This window comes from Peribacillus sp. P4_C12 (genome assembly GCF_056402095.1).
Genome location: NZ_JBFUIB010000345.1, coordinates 1 through 4,057, shown reverse-complemented (window position 1 = coordinate 4,057; position 4,057 = coordinate 1). Strand labels below are relative to the sequence as shown.

The 4,057-nt window shown below is 38.1% G+C and carries 7 protein-coding genes and 1 pseudogene; 5 read left to right on the top strand and 3 right to left on the bottom strand.

Going from position 1 to position 4,057, the window contains the following annotated elements; genetic code table 11:
- Both AC1DUW_RS22550 and AC1DUW_RS22545 read left to right on the top strand, forming a co-directional pair.
- Nucleotides 1-272 (top strand): YitT family protein (locus tag AC1DUW_RS22550; RefSeq protein ID WP_477643516.1); only part of this gene is annotated, 272 nt, incomplete at its 5' end.
- A gap of 140 nt (nt 273-412) precedes the next feature.
- Nucleotides 413-658: pseudogene (locus tag AC1DUW_RS22545) on the top strand (KGG domain-containing protein); the annotation flags it as partial.
- Between the two features lie 46 nt (nt 659-704).
- On the opposite strand, the gene AC1DUW_RS22540 reads toward AC1DUW_RS22545, so the two are convergent.
- From AC1DUW_RS22540 to AC1DUW_RS22530, 3 genes are all read right to left on the bottom strand, one after another.
- Nucleotides 705-896: a DUF3813 domain-containing protein gene (locus tag AC1DUW_RS22540; protein WP_053344970.1), complete on the bottom strand. Its 192-nt coding sequence runs from the start codon at nt 894-896 to the stop codon at nt 705-707.
- Nucleotides 896-1,039, bottom strand: a complete 144-nt coding sequence (locus tag AC1DUW_RS22535; RefSeq protein WP_169787511.1) for a hypothetical protein — start codon at nt 1,037-1,039, stop codon at nt 896-898. The genes AC1DUW_RS22540 and AC1DUW_RS22535 overlap by 1 nt, the downstream gene beginning before the upstream one ends.
- A 103-nt stretch (nt 1,040-1,142) precedes the next feature.
- Nucleotides 1,143-1,994: a Cof-type HAD-IIB family hydrolase gene (locus tag AC1DUW_RS22530; protein ID WP_152952241.1), complete on the bottom strand. Its 852-nt coding sequence runs from the start codon at nt 1,992-1,994 to the stop codon at nt 1,143-1,145.
- A 217-nt stretch (nt 1,995-2,211) separates the two neighbouring features.
- Here AC1DUW_RS22530 and AC1DUW_RS22525 point away from each other — a divergent pair, with 217 nt between their 5' ends.
- The 3 genes from AC1DUW_RS22525 to AC1DUW_RS22515 all read left to right on the top strand — a co-directional run.
- Nucleotides 2,212-3,000, top strand: coding sequence for a prolyl oligopeptidase family serine peptidase (locus AC1DUW_RS22525; protein WP_053344972.1), 789 nt, complete (start codon nt 2,212-2,214; stop codon nt 2,998-3,000).
- 133 nt (nt 3,001-3,133) lie between these two features.
- The gene (locus AC1DUW_RS22520) at nt 3,134-3,442 is read left to right on the top strand and encodes a metal-sulfur cluster assembly factor (protein WP_053344973.1); all 309 of its coding nucleotides are present in this window, start codon (nt 3,134-3,136) and stop codon (nt 3,440-3,442) included.
- Between the two features lie 107 nt (nt 3,443-3,549).
- The coding region (locus AC1DUW_RS22515) for a GTP 3',8-cyclase MoaA (protein WP_477643515.1) at nt 3,550-4,057 on the top strand (508 nt) is incomplete at its 3' end.

The following is a 4,057-nucleotide window of genomic DNA, read 5'->3' as shown; positions in this document are numbered from 1 at the left end:
CGATACATACACGTCATGAAAAGCTTACAGCTATGATTATTACAAAGAAAAGCGAAGAACTTAAACAGGCAATTCATGCTAAGTTAGTTCGCGGTATTACAAGGATACCTGCAAAAGGAGCATTTACAAACGAAAGTAAGGAAATGCTGTTGATAGTCATTACAAGGTATGAACTGTATGATCTGGAACGGATCATTAAAGAAGTTGATCCACATGCTTTTACCAATATCATCGAAACTTCTGGAATTGTTGGTACTTTCCGAAGGGAATAAGAATATTAACAAAAAGTTTAAGGCCATTACACTTCTATGACAAATGGAGTTAGGGCGGTGTTTTACGTTTATTGCCAGTACAAATCGGCTAATTTTAATAATGTAGCGCCAATATTAAATCTTAATGAGGAGTGATAGTAATGGCTAACAAAGAAAAAATGAGTAGAGAAGAAGCAGGACGTAAAGGCGGCGAAGCCACCTCGAAAAATCACGATAGAGATTTTTACCAGGAGATTGGACAAAAAGGCGGCGAAGCTACATCGGACAACCATGATAAAGAATTTTATCAAGAGATTGGACAAAAGGGAGGAGAGGCTACTTCCGATTCTCATGGAAAGGATTTTTATAAAGAAATCGGTGAAAAAGGTGGAAAAGCACGAAACAATTACTAATAAAATAAGTAAAAGCCTCCAGAATCCTGGAGGCTTTTACTTATTTTGGATGGTTTTCCAGTTCCTCTTGAAGTTCGCGTAATTGTTCTTTTTCAGCCTCATTCGTATTGGCAAAAGCCGATGAAAGAGCATTTTTAGCGATTTCCTCAGTTTTTTGCTGGTCACCATCATGCTCAGAGTGGAGAGCTTCTTCAACAAATTCTCTAGCTTTCTGGAATAATTTGTTTCCCATTAGAAGCCACCATAGCTTTGTTCTGACATAATTCTCAATCTGTCTTTTTCAGCTTCTGCAAACGTAGTGTGATAAGGGATTCTTTCGGCATGCTTGGCAACACTTTGTTTGCCTTGCTGTACAAATCGTCTGCTTTTACCCATGCTTATCTCCTCCGATTCTGAGCGTTTGACAACATAACAGGAAGCTGTTGTCCATATTAGTTTGGCTTCAAAAAGAGATTTTATAAAGGTAAAAAATGACGGATTAGGATTTGGATTTCAAGTTGAATTTTTCCTCAAGAAATACTGCTATGCCATCTTCTTCATTTGTCAGTGTCATTGTATTTGCGACAGTTTTAACTGGGGAAATAGCATTTCCCATTGCGACACCAGTTCCAGCGTAATCAAGCATTTCCAAGTCATTATCTTCATCACCGAAAGCGATAATTCTATCTTTTGGGATGTCTAGATAGTTGGAAACACGTTGCAGACCAACCGCTTTACTTAATCCGCTCTTAATAATTTCGATGATATGAAATGGTTCTGCCCAGCGGCGATGATCAACTAATTCTGCATGAACATCAGATAAATGCTGGCGGATCTGGCCGACATGTTGACTATCTGTATGAATGAGCATCGATGTGGGTGAATCCTCAAGGAAATTACGTAAGTCACCCGTCTTCATTATCGGATTTCCTACATTGAACATGTCCATCAACTTTTCATCATGATAATGGACATATACCTCATCACGAACTTCAGCAATTATGTTGTGATATTCAAATTGATCACAAGCTTCTACAATATCTTTCGCAACACTAATATCCAGTGGTGAATGGTATACCCCCCAGCTTGTCTGTAATGGGTGATGCACGAAAGCACCATTGAAATTAACGATTGGTGTAGTCAATCCCAATTCCCGGTAATAAAGTTCACTTGAGCGAAAAGGACGCCCAGTAGCGATCATAACCTCGTGCCCATTTTCTTTTAGTTTTAGGAGTGTTTGTTTAGTCCTAGGAGAAATTGTTTTATTATCAGTAAGTAAAGTACCATCAAGATCCAATACGATTAAATGTTTCTCATTCATGTACACACCTTCTGTTCTTTTTGATTTCATTATATGCATATATTGTTAAGACTATTTTAAAGTAATTGTAAATCTTTTTCATTCTTTATGCATTCCTGTATGATATTACTATATGAAGGATTATAATATTTAAAGCATAGTACATGACTGGGAATCAGCAAAGGGACATCGAAAGATTTGTTGAGAAAGCTTCTGAAGCTTCTTTAATGAAAAAACCGACAGTATTTAAATATTCGGAGGGATTATCTTGATAATAATTGAAAAAGAAAAGATTGGACATATTCCTGTTTTACACTTAAGTGAGCAGTCGGCTTTCAATCAAGAACTGCCGCTTATTATTTTTATACATGGTTTTCAAAGTGCAAAAGAACACAATCTTCATTATGCTTATTTAATGGCTGAAAAGGGTTTTCGTGTGCTTCTTCCTGATGTAATTTATCATGGGGAGAGGGAAGTTGGATATAGTGATTCGCAATTGATGCCCCGTTTTTGGGAAATGGTATTACAGACCATCAAGGATTTAGCTTTGATTAAGGATGATTTATTAGCCAGAAAATTAATTGACTCTAAAAGAATTGGTGTAGCGGGTACCTCAATGGGAGGTATTGTGACCAACGGAGCTCTGGCGGCCTATGATTGGATTACAGTTGGAGTTAGCTTAATGGGTAATCCGTCCTATGTAGCGTATGCGGAGCTTCAAATAGAGGAGATTAAGAAAAGGAAAGTGAATTTCCCAATCACGGATGAGGAAGTAAATAAAGTGATTGAAAAGCTCAAACCATTTGACTTAAGCCTCAATCAAGACAAGCTTTCAAACAGACCGCTTCTATTTTGGCATGGTGCTAAAGATCCTGTTGTACCATATCAACATGCATATCGCTTTTATGAAGGAGTAAAAGCGGGTTATAATGAAGCACATGAAAAAATTGATTTTATCCTCGATCAGAAGGCTGGGCATAAGGTAAGTAGAGAAGGTGTGCTTCGGACTGCGGAATGGTTCGAGAAACATTTACGACCAGCTGTGCAAAAAGCTTAAGCACACATGGGAAATCTGGTATGATTCTATTAAGGACATTGTGTAAAGTCTGAATCGGACATTTATTGCCGCAACCGACTATAAACCGATTATTACAAATCGGGGAGTATTATTCATAAAAGGAGTGATTGAAGTGGATCAAGATACAAAAGACATTATTTTTGGAGCTTTAGAGCAGGTCATTGACCCGGAGCTTGGAATAGATATCGTGAATTTAGGCTTGGTGTATGATGTGGATATGGATGATGCAGGACTAACGACAGTAACGATGACATTGACTGCCATGGGTTGTCCGCTAGCTGGAACGATTGTCGATCAAGTGAAACTAGTGCTGGAAGATATTCCAGAAGTTAAAGAAACAGACGTGAAGATTGTGTGGAGTCCGCCATGGTCTAGGGATCGCATGTCCAGATATGCCAAAATCGCGTTAGGAATTAAATAATTAACAGGTAATAATTATAAAGCCAGTCAAAAAACAGTGAACCATTGTTATGGAGATACTTTTTATTGGTCTGGCTTTTTCTAATACGTCCGGTTAGGGGTGGAAAATTGAAACGTCATATAAAGGATTCATTAGACAGGCCATTAAGGGATTTAAGAATTTCTGTCATTGATCGTTGCAACTTCCGCTGTCAGTATTGTATGCCGGCTGAAATTTTCCACGAAGATTTTCAGTTCCTTCCTAAAAGTGAGCTTTTATCTTATGAAGAAATCGTAAGGATTTCTAAAATATTTGCAAGCTTAGGGGTTAAAAAACTAAGATTGACAGGCGGGGAACCGTTGCTGCGAAAAAATCTTTCTACGCTCATTTCCGAACTTGTTTCAATTGAAGGAATAGAAGATATTGGATTGACTACGAATGGTGTGTTTTTGAAAAAACACGCGGCAGATTTAAAGGCAGCTGGATTACAGCGGGTAAATATCAGCTTAGACAGCCTCGATGATGTGCTTTTTAAGCAGATGAACGGAAGAAATATCGGGACAAAGCCGGTTATGGAGGGAATAGCTGCTGCAAAAGAAGCAGGGCTTGGTGTTAAGGTAAATATGGTTGTTAAAA